This is a genomic window from Halopseudomonas sp. T1L2 (assembly GCF_055397385.1).
Window position 1 is genome coordinate 708,666 of record NZ_AP040865.1, and the last position, 12,256, is coordinate 720,921.

General features: G+C 58.6%; 11 protein-coding genes and 1 pseudogene. 4 read left to right on the top strand and 8 right to left on the bottom strand.

Annotated features, from left to right (window positions below; genetic code table 11):
* Positions 1-126: 126 nt before the first annotated feature.
* A complete protein-coding gene (locus tag ACZ5WQ_RS03415; RefSeq protein ID WP_233048402.1) occupies positions 127-534 on the bottom strand; it encodes a DUF4345 domain-containing protein in 408 nt (135 codons plus the stop codon).
* Positions 528-1,496, bottom strand: coding sequence for a sterol desaturase family protein (locus ACZ5WQ_RS03420; protein WP_285678047.1), 969 nt, complete (start codon positions 1,494-1,496; stop codon positions 528-530). Before ACZ5WQ_RS03420 ends, ACZ5WQ_RS03415 begins: the two co-directional genes overlap by 7 nt.
* A 114-nt stretch (positions 1,497-1,610) precedes the next feature.
* On the opposite strand from ACZ5WQ_RS03420, the gene ACZ5WQ_RS03425 reads away from it, so the two are divergent.
* Positions 1,611-1,862 carry a hypothetical protein gene (locus ACZ5WQ_RS03425; protein WP_285678048.1) on the top strand — a complete coding sequence of 84 codons (252 nt, stop codon included), beginning with the start codon at positions 1,611-1,613 and terminating at the stop codon, positions 1,860-1,862.
* A 107-nt stretch (positions 1,863-1,969) separates the two neighbouring features.
* Here ACZ5WQ_RS03425 and ACZ5WQ_RS03430 read toward each other — a convergent pair whose 3' ends face one another.
* Together ACZ5WQ_RS03430 and ACZ5WQ_RS03435 are read right to left on the bottom strand one after the other, a co-directional pair.
* A complete protein-coding gene (locus tag ACZ5WQ_RS03430; RefSeq protein ID WP_464383138.1) occupies positions 1,970-3,517 on the bottom strand; it encodes an IS91-like element ISCR8/ISPps1 family transposase in 1,548 nt (515 codons plus the stop codon).
* A 62-nt stretch (positions 3,518-3,579) separates the two neighbouring features.
* Positions 3,580-4,581 (bottom strand): IS1595-like element ISCsp2 family transposase, encoded by a 1,002-nt coding sequence (locus tag ACZ5WQ_RS03435; protein WP_011805635.1) that lies wholly within the window; start codon positions 4,579-4,581, stop codon positions 3,580-3,582.
* Positions 4,582-4,642: 61 nt separating this feature from the next.
* Between ACZ5WQ_RS03435 and ACZ5WQ_RS03440 the strand changes: the two genes are divergently transcribed.
* On the top strand, positions 4,643-6,274 hold the full coding sequence (locus ACZ5WQ_RS03440; RefSeq protein ID WP_233048411.1) for a VRR-NUC domain-containing protein: 1,632 nt from the start codon (positions 4,643-4,645) through the stop codon (positions 6,272-6,274).
* A 10-nt stretch (positions 6,275-6,284) separates the two neighbouring features.
* Here the strand turns inward: ACZ5WQ_RS03440 and ACZ5WQ_RS03445 are convergent.
* Positions 6,285-6,581: pseudogene (locus tag ACZ5WQ_RS03445) on the bottom strand (SDR family NAD(P)-dependent oxidoreductase); the annotation flags it as partial.
* A 115-nt stretch (positions 6,582-6,696) separates the two neighbouring features.
* Here ACZ5WQ_RS03445 and ACZ5WQ_RS03450 point away from each other — a divergent pair.
* Entirely contained in the window at positions 6,697-7,140 is a 444-nt protein-coding gene (locus ACZ5WQ_RS03450) for a winged helix-turn-helix transcriptional regulator (RefSeq protein ID WP_233048410.1), read from the top strand.
* 24 nt (positions 7,141-7,164) lie between these two features.
* Here ACZ5WQ_RS03450 and ACZ5WQ_RS03455 read toward each other — a convergent pair whose 3' ends face one another.
* Positions 7,165-8,181 (bottom strand): AraC family transcriptional regulator, encoded by a 1,017-nt coding sequence (locus tag ACZ5WQ_RS03455; RefSeq protein ID WP_298664024.1) that lies wholly within the window; start codon positions 8,179-8,181, stop codon positions 7,165-7,167.
* 493 nt (positions 8,182-8,674) lie between these two features.
* Between ACZ5WQ_RS03455 and ACZ5WQ_RS03460 the strand changes: the two genes are divergently transcribed.
* A complete protein-coding gene (locus tag ACZ5WQ_RS03460; RefSeq protein WP_285678050.1) occupies positions 8,675-9,661 on the top strand; it encodes a sterol desaturase family protein in 987 nt (328 codons plus the stop codon).
* Here the strand turns inward: ACZ5WQ_RS03460 and ACZ5WQ_RS03465 are convergent.
* Both ACZ5WQ_RS03465 and ACZ5WQ_RS03470 read right to left on the bottom strand, forming a co-directional pair.
* Positions 9,643-10,221: an NAD(P)H-dependent oxidoreductase gene (locus ACZ5WQ_RS03465; RefSeq protein ID WP_285678051.1), complete on the bottom strand. Its 579-nt coding sequence runs from the start codon at positions 10,219-10,221 to the stop codon at positions 9,643-9,645. The genes ACZ5WQ_RS03460 and ACZ5WQ_RS03465 overlap by 19 nt on opposite strands.
* A 380-nt stretch (positions 10,222-10,601) precedes the next feature.
* Positions 10,602-12,161: a transposase gene (locus ACZ5WQ_RS03470; RefSeq protein ID WP_464383139.1), complete on the bottom strand. Its 1,560-nt coding sequence runs from the start codon at positions 12,159-12,161 to the stop codon at positions 10,602-10,604.
* Positions 12,162-12,256 lie beyond the last annotated feature (95 nt).

Genomic DNA, 12,256 nt, shown 5'->3' on the forward strand with positions numbered 1-12,256 from the left:
ACAAGCGAGCCGCGCGGCATGCCAGCGGGCCTACTTCTGAACCCACAACACAAGGAATATGTATTTGTCCATGTGCATTTGCGGTGGTTGGGCCTTGGCCATGCCGTTTGAACGTAGCGTACCGGCTTACGCGAACGCGCCGCGTTTGGGGACACCGCGCACTGTATGTTGCAGGATCAGCGCTAAAAGCAGTGCCGCAGTTTCAAACACCAGTAGAAAGTTGGCCAGATCATTGGGCTGACCATCCAGGAGCAGGCTCGATACCCGCCCGGCAACCAGCCCGCCGAGAAATGCCGCGCAAAACCACAGCGCGTGGCGGGTGAGCGCTGGAAGCAGCGCACCAGCCAGCATCATGGCGCCGAAGCTGAAGTGCATGCCGCCGTAGATGGAGCGAATTTCGTTGGTCGCGGTAACGGTTGTTGGTGCGAGGTCGAGGGCGGCCATCGCCGCCTCCGGGTTTATCGTCGTGTTGATGCCAATTGCCATGAAAGCCAGTGCGTTAAGGATCAGGAAACCTTTGGCAATCGTCAGCATTTCGGTGAAACCTCTTCGTGTCGTTCTACGGTCCAGGTATGGATAGGTTCGTGGCCCTCGCGCTGCCACGCCGGGGGCTTCCATAAGTGCTTCAGGCGTTCGCCCAATGGGCCCGGCGCCATGACATCGCGAATCATGTCGACGAATTCATGCAGATTCAGTACGAACCAATTGTGGCTCTTGATCTGCCGCGGCGTACCGTAAACCACCTTTTCCTCTTCGGGTTCGTAGGTGCCGAACAGGTGGTCATACAGCATGATTACGCCGCCGTAGTTTTTGTCCACATATTGCACATTCCGGCCATGGTGTACGCGGTGATTGGAAGGCGTGTTGAACCACCATTCAACCCACGGGTGAAGTTTGGGTATGGATTCGGTGTGTACAAACCACTGGAAGGCCAGGTTGGCCCCGAGCAAACCCAACATGACTTCGGGCGTAAAACCCATCAACACCGCCGGTACATAAAATATCCAGGTGCCGACGATGCCATTCAGAATGCTCTGCCGTGCCGCCGTCGACATGTTCATGATCTCGCCGGTGTGGTGAGACACATGCTGGGTCCAGAACCAACGAACACGATGCGCGGTACGGTGATACCAGTAGTAACAGAGTTCCTGAACAAAAAATGCCAGCACGACCGTGCCGGCGTTCATCGGGATGGAGAAAAAGCGGTGATCCCAGACCACCGTGAACAATGCGGCGACAAATAGCACGTTCATCAACGCGCCAGACACGTAATAGCCCGCGCCTAGCGAAAAATTGGCGAATACTTCGCGCAGCCAGAACGGTTTGCCCGCCGTCAGGTTGGTGTTACCTGATTTGATGCAGGTGTAAAGCCATTCGATCAGGAATGCGCTGACGAATACCGGAATCATCGGGATCAGAATCATCTCGTTCAAGGTGGGCTCACGCCCGAAAAGCGCCGTCATGCCTGAAACGATCGGCGTAAACAGTGTGTCCATCAAAGATTCCTCACTCGGTTATTCTGCGAATGCGCGAAATTGTCGTTGAACCTGTGGCCAGGTTCTTGACTTCCGCGTATGGTTTTTTGACATCGTGTGCCAACCGGAGTCTTGATGGCGACAGGCGCCCAGGTCTTTGCCCGAACCACCAACCTCGTCAGACGGTTCATGGAAGCTGAGGGAATCCGCAGCACGGTCGTACGCCGCAAGCTGGATGAGGCCAGCCGCTTTGAGCGCATGCCGATCGAGCTGTGGTGGGCGCTACTGCAGGATCTGGCCGACGCCACGGATAGGAAATTCAACCGCATGAGGCCAAGTATGGCACGAGTTTTGGGCCTCGAAACACGTTCGGCCAAGGAAGGTTGAGCGCTCGCTTGCCGCTCAATGGCAAGAGCTTGGGAGGCAGTATGCATTTGGGCCTGGCGCGCGCGCAGCTGCTTCCCCGCAGCGATGGATACCGCCGCTTCACTGGGTCACCAATTGACGCGCTGGTCTACCTCGTCGGGTTGAGCTGCCAGATCCCAATCCGGCTCGCCTTGCGCACCATCATCCACCGGCGCGTCGCAGCCCTCCCACAGCGGTGGCCCGCGTGCCGGGGTGATGTGCGGGGGGGCAGACTCCACCCCGATGTGGTTCAGGATGTGGCGGATTTCGGCGCTGTGGGTGATGAAGGCAATGATGTGCATCTGCCCACCGCACATGGGGCACAGCAGCGGAAATGCCTCGTAGATGCGGGCAATCAGCACCGCCCACAAGTAATGCGCCGCTCGCTTCGGGCGTGCTTCAGGTTCGGGTGTGGGTGTGGCCGCGTTGCCCGGCGCCGCCACCCCAGGTACGCCCGCGCCAGGTTGTGCAGTCTCCACCGTGGCTGGTTGCGACGCAGCAGGCTGAGCCAGCGCCGTTACCGCCGCTCTCAGCGGCGAGTTTGGTGCCAGCACACCAAAGTAGCGGTGCCGGTGGGTGCGTGGCGGTGGCACCAGCGCGGCGATGCGGTCGATCAGTTCCAGCGGTGTGAGGTGCAGCTCATCTGCCTTGGCACCACGCTTGTCACTGGTGGGCTCGCTGCGCTGTTTGGCACAGCGGTACACCAGTTTGCTTCCCTCTTTGCGTAGGCGCTCCATGGAAAACGGTGGACGCGCGCAATAGCGCAGCAGCCGCTCCAGCGCAGCGCGGTCGTGGGCTTCGATGCAGACACCGGCGTCCACCGAGAAGCCGCTGTGTTTGTAGCCCAGCATGTCTTTGGCGTCACAGTTCTCCAGCAGGCCCCGAGCAACGAAGGCGCGCAGGATGCGTTTTTGCAGTGTGGTCTGCACTGGGGCCACGGTAGCCGCATCGATGCCGGTGGCCGCGTGAAAGATGACACCCGGCGATGAGATTCGAGGGGTCGCATCAGCATCGCCCTCGCCCTCCACTTCCTCAAACACCCCGTCCACCACACAAACGTGGAAGTGGACGTGTTCATTGAGGCTGGAGCCGAATCGGTGAATGAAGGCGATGGCACCGATGTGCAGGCCTGCCTTGTCCATATGGGCCGCACCGGGGCTGTGGGTCTGCAGAGTTTGTGCGATCACCCGCAGAAAGATGCGCAGCACCATGCTCAGCACCGCTCCGTCGCGTTGCATGAAGTACCGCAACCTCTTGGGCACGGAGAGCACCCACTGGCGCACCGGCAGGCGGGGGAAAACGTGGTCGCTCAGGTGTGCCGCCGTCTCCACCATCCGCCGCGTGGTGCACGAGGGGCAGACTCCCCGGCCTTTGCAGGAGAAGGCTACAAAGTAGTCGTGCCCACAGTCGCCGCAGCGAGCGCGGGCAAAGCCATGGGCAAAGATGCCGCACTCAAGATACTTGGCAAACGCTTTGCGCACGAAGGGCTTGGGGGTGTGGTGGTCGCACTGGCCGTCGAACTGACCCGCGCTGGCCAACTCTAGCCAGGTCTCGTAGTGCTCGGCTACCGTTTGGTACAGCAGCGTGCGTTCGGGGTGGCGTGGGTTGTAGAGCTTGGGCTTGGAAGTGGCTGACATGAATACTGTACAAATGCAAGGGGTATCTATTTAGCTCCAGCAGCCCCATTGATACTGTGATTTCATCCAGCAATGGTATCCGATTGGCTCTCCCCGGTGTTCTTGCTCACGACATCCCCATACGTCACTGGCGGCGTAACCACCGCTTGCTGCAGCAAGCGGTAAAACAGCATCCCGCGTGAGCTGGATGTGCGCCGGTTGAAACGGAACACGAATTCATCGAGATAGGCGTCCAGGTGGTCTGGCTGTACAGAGCCATGATGTGTTCCCAGCACCCAGCGCTGTACCAGTGAGGCGACCCGGTGCACTCCCGCCATGGAGACATGGGCAGGTACGCCTGAGCCGAGCATGACGGTGCGCTGGTGGGTGTAACCCAGTTCTCCCAGAGCGCGGTATGCCGCCGAACCATCCGTGCGTACCTGGGCTCCAGGCTCGACCACCTCCTGCACAAAGGGGATTACGTGGGTGGCGGCGTCTCGGTCAATGCGGCGTAACCGGATGCGCCCAAACCCCTTGGGCTCCACGATCTCCACCGCCATGACCATCAACACTTTGGTGGTGCTGCTCTTGCGCCCTGCAGGGGTGGCGGGATTCTTGCGATCCGTGATGGACAGGTACGTTTCATCCACCTCCACAAGCCCCTTGAGCTTGTCCCGGCCCGGGCGGACCATGGCACGTCGAAACCGGTGCAGCATGGTCCAGGCGGTCTGGTAGCTCCCCAAACCCAATACGCGCTGCAGCCCCAGGGCGCTCACGCCTTGTTTCTGATTGGTCAGGTACCAAGCTGCAGCCAGCCAGACACGCAGCGGTGTGCGCGTCTTGTCAAAGATGGTTCCAGATGTCACTGTGCCTTGGTACTGGCATGAGCGGCACATCAGGCGGGTGCGGCTGGCGCGGTACACATCGCCAGCGTTGCCGCAACGCGGGCAGACGAAGCCTTGGGGCCACCGAAGCTTCTCCAGGAACGCCTGGCAAGCCTCTTCGGTGGCAAACCAGTCAAGAAATTCGTTCCAGGTGCGGGGGTAGTCCCCTCCAGGAGTTGGCGTTAGCATCTGGGTTTCCATCCAGCTATTCTCACGTCACTGGAGCTAAATAGATACCCCTTATAAACGCACAGTCTTTTGTATGCCGCAGCCCGGCCCTGCGCCCGCACCGCACCGCTTTTACTACCTGCACAACTTCCAGCGTGCGCTGGACTGGCTGTACACGCGCTATGGCGACCTGCTCGGTGTGGACGACCTGCAGTTCCTCACCGACTTTCGGCAACTGCCCCAGGCCGCACAGGCCCTGCTGGTGCGCATGGTGATGCGGCGCGGGCCGTGGTTTCGCGCGAGCAAGCTGGCCTATGACGAGATTCCCGACACGCGCGACGCTGCCGCGCCGCTGCTGGCGCGGGGCTGGCTGTGCGCCGATGCGCCCCTGGGTCTATCGGAGCTGTTCGCCTTGCACACCAAGCGCGAGCTGCTACAGATTTTGCAGGGCACTGCGCTGCACCCCACCATGCGCAAGGCCGAAATGCTGCAGGCCCTGGCCGACCGCGCTGACCTGCGGCAGCCCTACGCCGCCTGGCACCCGCACGCCGACGAGCCCGTGTGGCAGGTGACGGTGGGCGCGCGCTGCGAGCGGCTGCGGCTCATGTTCTTTGGCAACCTCCATCAGAGCTGGGCGGAGTTCGTGCTGGCCGACCTGGGCGTGTTCCGCTACGAGGCCGTGCCGCTGGACGCTGCCTCGCGCGCTTTCCAGCATCAGGCCGATGTGGACACCTACCTCGCTCTCAGCGCCTGCCGCCAGGCGCTGGACGAGGAGGGCGCCGATGCCGCTGCGCTGCTGCAGGCCCTGGCCGCCGCGCACAGCGCCACGCCGTGGCTGGAGCAGCGCCGCGCGCGGGTCCTGCTGCGCGTGGGCCAGGCCTGCGAGCGCGCGCGCGACTGGCCGCTGGCCGCCCAGGCCTACGCCGCCAGCCGCGCCCCCGGTGCGCGCCACCGCCAGATCCGCGTGCTGGAGCGCATGCAATGCTCCGATCAGGCTCTAGCCCTTGCCCATCAAGCGCTGGCGGCTCCTGAAAGTGAAGAAGAACACCAGCGCGTGGCGCGCATGCTGCCGCGCCTGCGCCGCCGCGTGGGGCAGGGCGGCGGGCCGCGCCGGCCGGCACTGGCCCCGGCCGTGGCCGCGCTGCGCATGGACGTGGAACTGCCCGCGCCCACGCCGCCCCAGTCGGTGGAGCACGCGCTGCGCGCGCACTGGCACTGCGCCGAGGCGCCGGTGTTTTATGTGGAGAACACGCTCGTCAACGCCCTGTTCGGCCTGCTGTGCTGGCCGGCCATCTTTGCGCCGCTGCCGGGCGCGTTCTTCCACCCCTTCCAGAGCGGCCCGGCCGACCTGGCCGCGCCCGACTTCGTGGCGCGCCGCCAGGCCCTGTTCGACGCCTGCCTGGCCGAGCTGCACGACGGCCGCTACCGCGCCACCATCCTGCAGCGCTTTGAAGAGAAGCACGGCACCCAGTCGCCCTTCGTGGCCTGGGGCGCGTTGAGCGCCGAGCTGCTGGCGCTGGCGCTGGACTGCATTCCGCCGGCGCACCTGGAGCGGCTGTTTGCCCGGCTGCTGTGCGACGTGCAGGCCAATCGCACCGGCCTGCCCGACCTGGTGCGCTTCTGGCCCGGCCGCCCGCCCGGGGCCGAGCGCTATGCGCTGGTGGAGGTGAAGGCCCCCGGCGACAAGCGTTGGTGGTGCGCACCACACCGAAAAAATTGGTGTTGAAAATTGCTTGAGCCTGCTCCAGCGAAAACTCTTCCGCACCGGCTGGCGACAAACCTCGGCCAGCGTTATTCACCAACAAATCTATTCGGCCTGTTGAATCAATGATTTGATTGACCAGCGCCGCAACGGATTCGTCTTTGTCAACATCGAGCGGCAGCATTTCAAACGAGTGCTGCATGTCGGCACCTGGGCGCCTGCTGGTGCCAAATACACGATAACCCGCTGCTACAAGTTTTTGAGCGGTGACCAGCCCTATGCCGGAAGACGCACCTGTTACCAGTGCAACCGGTTTTTTGTTTTTGTTCATGATTTAAATCTCCCGTGGGTGCGAAATGTCAGTGGATTTCTGATCAGCAACTTGTTACTATCAAAACGAAACTCACTTTACCTGCAATTCTAAATAAAGTCACTATCAAAATAGTATGGACAGTAAAAATATTTCGGAAAACCCCTGCCCGATCGCACGAAGCCTTGCTTTTGTAGGCGACGCGTGGAGCATTTTGATTTTGCGGGATGCGCATGCGGGCATCACCCGCTTTGACAATTTCCGCAAAAGCCTGGGTATAGCGCCCACCATGCTGACCAAGCGTTTGTCGGTGTTAACCGAAGAAGGATTGTTGGAAAAACACCGCTACTCCGAACACCCACCGCGAGAAGAATATTTATTAACCGAGGCGGGGCGAGACTTTTTGCCGGTACTCTTCATGATTGGAGCCTGGGGACGCAAGCACAGGGGCGGCGGAAAACTGACAAAATTTTTTGATGCGGAAGCAGGAACAGAAATTAAACCGGTGGCAATTGACGAAGCGACAGGTGCAAAAATTGGAACCCGTCCTATCCGGATGAATTTCAGTGATGAGGGGTGAGAGCACTTACTTCAAAGCTCAGGGTCACTTCACACAATAAAATTCCCTTCTGTGTTTCAAAGGTGTGCTGCCCGTCCATTGCCGAAAAGCACGATTGAAAGCACTTTGCTCCGAATACCCCAGCAGCAATGCTATTTCACTGAGGGACAGGGTTTCATCAGCAAGGTATTGCTGTGCAAGTGTTTGCCTCAATTCATCAAGCTGACCTTTGAAAGTTTTACCGCGTTCATTCAATGCCCGATAAACAGAACGTACAGACATGTTTAATTGAACCGCCACCCAAGGCATCGAAGCATTTCTTTCCAGCAACCCCCTGCTCATTGCTTTTTGAAGTTGAATCAAAAATTCATCAGAATGCTCAAGCCCTTTCAGCGCCGTTGCGGCCTTCTGCTCAAGCAGCTGCATCAGGTGCGTGTCACGGCTGTTGATTGGTAGCATTAAATTGTCTGCGCGCAGCCTGACTGCCAATTGTGGTCGGGCAAATTGCACTGGGCAGCCAAGCATGGCTTCATAAGTGGCCAAACCCGAGTCGCTCTTTCGCGGAAATTCGACACAGACGGGTTTAATGCGATGTGGGGCAATCAAAATTCCCAACACAGTGAGCAGGCCGCTGATCAGCACTTCGTTCGACAAATCTGTGGAGTGTCCATTCTCATTGGTCCAGGCCAAACGGATGCAATCCCCGTCCACCGCAACCGAGGAGGCGGCTAGCTGCTGCAACAGCCCTTCGAATCGCTGCAAGCGCTGCATGGCTTGCCCCAGGGTTTCACACGAGGCGGCCAAATACCCCAAAACACCGACATCTTGAATCTGGGTCAATTTGCCGATTCGCAATCCGACATGGGGGTCGTTGCTGACCTGTGCCACGCGCTCAAGCAGAGCCCACCATTGCCCTATCGGCAATCGCTCGGACCCGGAAGAGGCCGCATTCGTGTACTCATTCAACAAATCAAGACTCAGCCCTTCCGCTTCCATGAAGCGGCGAACAATGTGTGTAAGCCTCGCGAGAATGAGTGCGTGCTGATTGCTGGATGTGCTCATTGGCACATTATGTCAAAAACTAAAGGCCAGAAGTCAATATTCAGCGCACGTGTCTATGGATAATTCTTTTGAATCAAAACCGATTCACGAGTTCAACCCAAAGGTGTTGCGATGGATTTTTTGTACCAAACCGTTACTGAACATCTTGAATCTGGGTCAATTTGCCGATTCGCAATCCGACATGGGGGTCGTTGCTGACCTGTGCCACGCGCTCAAGCAGAGCCCACCATTGCCCTATCGGCAATCGCTCGGACCCGGAAGAGGCCGCATTCGTGTACTCATTCAACAAATCAAGACTCAGCCCTTCCGCTTCCATGAAGCGGCGAACAATGTGTGTAAGCCTCGCGAGAATGAGTGCGTGCTGATTGCTGGATGTGCTCATTGGCACATTATGTCAAAAACTAAAGGCCAGAAGTCAATATTCAGCGCACGTGTCTATGGATAATTCTTTTGAATCAAAACCGATTCACGAGTTCAACCCAAAGGTGTTGCGATGGATTTTTTGTACCAAACCGTTACTGAAGCATTGATCAATGTATTTGGCCGAGCGCCAGGTTTAAGCGAATTGATCCTGATCCTGATGCTTCCTTTGTTTGTCAGTGCTTTTTTGCTCGAGTGGATCCATGTGCGATATCGCTCGGGAAATTGGAACATTGCCCGGAACCAGACTTTTTGGCTACGCGAAGTTGCAGCAAATTACGCATTGGGCTTTGGCTTCTACATCTCCAGCGCCCTGATGAATGTCAGTTATCTGCTTGCATTGTGGGCGCTGCTTTGGGAGCACAGACTATTCACCATTCCCGTCAATGTGTTCACAGTAATTGCAGCCTTTTTCGTTCAGGAACTTTGCTACTACTGGTATCACCGAACTGCACACCGGGTTCGATGGTTTTGGGCTCAACATGTGTCGCACCACACCGGCGAGATCATGAACATGTCCACTGCGGCCAGACAAAGCATTCTGAATGGAATAATAGGCACCTGGATTTTCTTCGTACCTGCCGTTTTATTGGGCTTTTCACCCGATCTGATTCTCGGTTTACTGGCAGCCAACCTGGCCTACCAATGGTTTGTGCACACCGAGTCGATCGGGAAATTTCACCCGGCCATTGAGTGGCTGTTCAATACACCATCCAATCATCGGGTTCACCACGGCCGCAACACGCAGTACATTGACAAAAATTACGGGGGCGTGGTCATGCTTTTTGATCATTTGTTTGGAACCTACGAACCGGAGCAGGAAAAAGTGCTTTACGGCACACCCCAGCAGATCAAAAGCCACAACTGGTTTGTACTGAATCTGCATGAATTGGTGGACATGATGCGTGATGTGATGGCGCCAGGTCCTGTATTGGAGCGGTTAAAACATTTGTGGAAGCCGCCGGGCTGGGTGCGCGAGGGTCATGAGCCTATTCACACCTGGACTGTGGAAAGACAGCAAACAGCCAACCAAGAAACCATTCAAGCCTTAAAACCATAAGAATAGGCACGCGACAGCCATTTGTCGCGGGTAGTTGCGTGCGAATTCTTGACCGGCCCAAAACTGGTCACAGCAACAGGTTTAACTCCACAAAACTCGAGAATCGTTCGCTTCATTTGATTGTGTCCCGGCATGCGATACACCAATCGGTAATACCAAGGGGGGGTGTCCATGGTTGCAATCAAATGGGCCGTACGCCCGGCCAACAGGCCATCTGCCATCAAGGCACCTTCTTTGAATTTAAAGCCGAACCCTGGCAGCAAAATACGGTCGAAAAATCCCTTGAGAATAGCGGGAATTGAACCCCACCAAATTGGATAAACAAAAACCAGGTGCTCGGCCCAAACAATGGATTTCTGCGCCTCCACCAGGTCGGGCTCCAACGCTTGAATGGTGTTGTAACCGTCGTGAAGAATCGGATCAAATTTCAAGCTGGGGAGCCTGAGCAATCGAACGTCGTGACCCGCAGCCTGAGCACCCTTCATGTATGAACTGGAAATTGCGCCACACAAGCTGCTCTCGGAAGAATGCCCAAGAACCACCAGAATCCTTTTGCTCATTGTGAGCTCCTTTTGTCTGAACCAGAAAAAGGAGCTTAAAGCTTGCCCTTAGGGGCAGAGTCAACAGAAAGATCACAGTGCATTGAATCAGGCGAATTACGCAATTGCTGCTCAAACTGTTCCAGCAGTTCAAGTTGTGCCTGCGCTGCAGAAATTTCAGCTTGAATGGCCCGCCGCTTTCGACGGATAGGCGTTTTAACCGCATGAGGCCAAGTATCGCACCGCGGAAGCGCCATCAAGCCGGCTGAGACACTCGATTTTCCCGCCCAGGTGTCAGGTTCACCACCAGGGTTTGGCGTTCAGGAGAGTGATTTGCGGCGCTCGGCGTGTACCGGGCGCAGAGCCAGTTCGCGGCAAGTCAAAATCGCCGCTTTGTTCATTCACCAACTGATGCGCTGATCGACCTCAAAGTCCGGTGCCGGTTGCGCCGCTAGGTCCCAGTCTGCTGGCTCGGTTTGCGCCCCGTCATCCATCTGCGCATCACTACAGTCATCCCACAGCGGTGGCCCGCGCGCCGGGGAGATGCGGGGTGGCTCTGAATCTGCCCCGATGTGGTCCAGGATGTGCCGGATGTCAGCGCTGTGCGTAATGAACGCGATGATGCGCATATGCCCGCCACACAGCGGACACAAGAGGGGGAACACCTCGTAGATGCGGGCGATCAGCACCGCCCACAGGTAGTGCGCTGCACGCTTGGGCAGCACCGGCTCGCTCTGGGATGGCAGCGCGCTGCTCATCGGTACCACACCAGGCGCGCACTCCCCCGTGCTGATCGACGCGCCCAGCACGGGAGCGGCTTGCGCCGGTGTCGCCAGCGCCGTCACCGCAGCCCTGAGCGGCGAGTTGGGTGCCAACACGCCAAAATAGCGGTGCCGGTGGGTGCGTGGCGGTGGCACCAGCGCGGCGATGCGGTCGATCAGTTCCAGCGGTGTGAGGTGCAGCTCATCTGCCTTGGCACCACGCTTGTCACTGGTGGGCTCGCTGCGCTGTTTGGCACAGCGGTACACCAGTTTGCTTCCCTCTTTGCGTAGGCGCTCCATGGAAAACGGTGGACGCGCGCAATAGCGCAGCAGCCGCTCCAGCGCAGCGCGGTCGTGGGCTTCGATGCAGACACCGGCGTCCACCGAGAAGCCGCTGTGTTTGTAGCCCAGCATGTCTTTGGCGTCACAGTTCTCCAGCAGGCCCCGAGCAACGAAGGCGCGCAGGATGCGTTTTTGCAGTGTGGTCTGCACTGGGGCCACGGTAGCCGCATCGATGCCGGTGGCCGCGTGAAAGATGACACCCGGCGATGAGATTCGAGGGGTCGCATCAGCATCGCCCTCGCCCTCCACTTCCTCAAACACCCCGTCCACCACACAAACGTGGAAGTGGACGTGTTCATTGAGGCTGGAGCCGAATCGGTGAATGAAGGCGATGGCACCGATGTGCAGGCCTGCCTTGTCCATATGGGCCGCACCGGGGCTGTGGGTCTGCAGAGTTTGTGCGATCACCCGCAGAAAGATGCGCAGCACCATGCTCAGCACCGCTCCGTCGCGCTGCATGAAGTAACGAAGCCGCTTGGGAACCGACAGCACCCACTGGCGCACCGGCAGGCGGGGGAATACGTGATCGTTCAGGTGCGCTGCTGTCTCCACCATGCGCCGGGTGGTGCACGAGGGGCAGACTCCCCGGCCTTTGCAGGAGAAGGCTACAAAGTAGTCGTGCCCACAGTCGCCGCAGCGAGCGCGGGCAAAGCCATGGGCAAAGATGCCGCACTCAAGATACTTGGCAAACGCTTTGCGCACGAAGGGCTTGGGGGTGTGGTGGTCGCCCTGGCCGTCGAACTGACCCGCGCTGGCCAACTCTAGCCAGGTCTCGTAGTGCTCGGCTACCATTTGGTAGAGCAGCGTGCGTTCGGGGTGGCGTGGGTTGTAGAGCTTGGGCTTGGAAGTGGCTGACATGAATACTGTACAAATGCACAGTATTCTGCGGCGATTGTTTGGGTACGCAAAGCACAAGGCCCGAACCGTCGCCAGTTCGGGCCTTGTCAGGGTAG

Bases quoted from the DNA above. Each gene is read 5' to 3' on its own strand.
- ACZ5WQ_RS03460 (WP_285678050.1), top strand. From the start codon at position 8,675: ATGGATTTTTTGTACCAAACCGTTACTGAAGCATTGATCAATGTATTT.
- ACZ5WQ_RS03440 (WP_233048411.1), top strand. From the start codon at position 4,643: ATGCCGCAGCCCGGCCCTGCGCCCGCACCGCACCGCTTTTACTACCTG.
- ACZ5WQ_RS03420 (WP_285678047.1), bottom strand. From the start codon at position 1,496: ATGGACACACTGTTTACGCCGATCGTTTCAGGCATGACGGCGCTTTTC.
- ACZ5WQ_RS03415 (WP_233048402.1), bottom strand. From the start codon at position 534: ATGCTGACGATTGCCAAAGGTTTCCTGATCCTTAACGCACTGGCTTTC.
- ACZ5WQ_RS03465 (WP_285678051.1), bottom strand. From the start codon at position 10,221: ATGAGCAAAAGGATTCTGGTGGTTCTTGGGCATTCTTCCGAGAGCAGC.
- ACZ5WQ_RS03470 (WP_464383139.1), bottom strand. From the start codon at position 12,161: ATGTCAGCCACTTCCAAGCCCAAGCTCTACAACCCACGCCACCCCGAA.
- ACZ5WQ_RS03430 (WP_464383138.1), bottom strand. From the start codon at position 3,517: ATGTCAGCCACTTCCAAGCCCAAGCTCTACAACCCACGCCACCCCGAA.
- ACZ5WQ_RS03425 (WP_285678048.1), top strand. From the start codon at position 1,611: ATGGCGACAGGCGCCCAGGTCTTTGCCCGAACCACCAACCTCGTCAGA.
- ACZ5WQ_RS03450 (WP_233048410.1), top strand. From the start codon at position 6,697: ATGGACAGTAAAAATATTTCGGAAAACCCCTGCCCGATCGCACGAAGC.
- ACZ5WQ_RS03435 (WP_011805635.1), bottom strand. From the start codon at position 4,581: ATGGAAACCCAGATGCTAACGCCAACTCCTGGAGGGGACTACCCCCGC.
- ACZ5WQ_RS03455 (WP_298664024.1), bottom strand. From the start codon at position 8,181: ATGAGCACATCCAGCAATCAGCACGCACTCATTCTCGCGAGGCTTACA.